Below are 1,419 nucleotides of genomic sequence, written 5' to 3' on the forward strand. Positions count from 1 at the left end.
CTAGATAGACAAAGTTTTTTTCATATTTTTATATTCTAGGTAGGTAAGGAGAATCAGCAAAACATCAAAAACTGAGACAAAAAGCATAAAATTAGAATGATGTTGCAAATACTCCGCCAGTTGGTAAACAATAAAGCCTAAAAAAACCAAAATCGATAATGGATACGCCCAAAGAATCTTTTTCCATAAAAGCACCAAAGTTACAAGCTTGATTAAACCATGTACTAGAAGATAAACAGCAGCAAGGTATTGTGTACTAACAGTAAAATGCTGCCCCAAATTTAATAATAGATGAGCTATAAAGTCGCTTGGATCTTCTTTTAATTCTCCTCGAGTAAACCAGCCCACAATACCAGACATGCGCTCAGGTGTAATAAAGAAAAGAAAAATACCACCAAGAACTTCGCCTAAGGCAAATAGTGACTTTAGTAACAATACGATATCAAAGCTTAAATCAATAACACCTTGCTTGTTTGCTTTATTTCTCTTCAAATATATTACCTAGCTCTACTTCAATCGTCCGCTGGGCAACATCTATCTGGTCCACCTTGAGGATTGATTTATAATCATCTACCAAACGTTCTCCCTTGAAAGGTCCTTCCAGAAAGACAGCCACACCAGATAAGAAACAATCAAATTCGTGAACAAGACTCTTCATGCCATTAATCGTTCCAGCTCCCTTCATAAAGTCGTCTACAATCAATACACTTTGGCCAATCGATAAACTCCGCTTAGAAAGTGTCATATTTTCAACACGGCTGCTTGAACCTGACATATAATTCACGTTCAAAGTTGCCCCTTCTGTAACTTTAGGATCACGTCGAACAATAACAAAAGGAACATCTAAAATTTCCGCTACAGACTGTGCAATCGGAATCCCTTTTGTCGCAATTGTCATCACGACATCAATTTGTTTATCACAATACTCATGAGCAATAATTTGACCAATTTTTTTTAGATTAGCAGGGTGACCTAAAATATCAGAAAGATATATATAACCTCCGGGTAAAATACGGTTTTCTTCACGCAAAAGGTCCGCAAGTTCCAACGCACGATCCCGAGAAACTTCATCAGATATATAGGGTGTGAAACGTACGCCTCCTAAACTTCCAGGAAAAGTTTCGACAATTCCAATATTTTGATCTTCAAAGACACGCTTAATAAAAACAAGATCTTCAGAAATCGAGGATTTGGCTACTTCATAGCGTTTACTAATTTCATTCAGATTCAACATTCTATTGGGTCTGTTCAATAAAAAATTAGTAAAGTCCACTAAACGTTCGTTTCTTTTCATATTAATCACCCTTTTCTTTTTGTTGGTTTAATTATAACGTAGAAAAACCGAACAATCAAGCAAAGCATTCAAATTTAATCATAAAAATTACAGCATCTTGGATATATTCTCGAATAATTAAAAAT

At 35.3% G+C, this 1,419-nt stretch carries 2 protein-coding genes; both read right to left on the reverse strand.

The window, feature by feature from the left end:
* Entirely contained in the window at nt 1–492 is a 492-nt protein-coding gene (locus LACDD01_RS11235; RefSeq protein ID WP_061415332.1) for a DUF2127 domain-containing protein, read from the reverse strand.
* Nucleotides 479–1,294, reverse strand: coding sequence for a pur operon repressor (gene purR / locus LACDD01_RS11240; protein WP_019292793.1), 816 nt, complete (start codon nt 1,292–1,294; stop codon nt 479–481). The genes LACDD01_RS11235 and purR overlap by 14 nt, the downstream gene beginning before the upstream one ends.
* Nucleotides 1,295–1,419: the final 125 nt, after the last annotated feature.

Source organism: Lactococcus sp. DD01, from assembly GCF_001578715.1.
In the GTDB taxonomy this organism is placed as follows: Bacteria; Bacillota; Bacilli; order Lactobacillales; family Streptococcaceae; genus Lactococcus; species Lactococcus petauri.

Coding starts and splice junctions, on each gene's coding strand:
- purR (WP_019292793.1), bottom strand. CDS start 1,294: ATGAAAAGAAACGAACGTTTAGTGGACTTTACTAATTTTTTATTGAAC.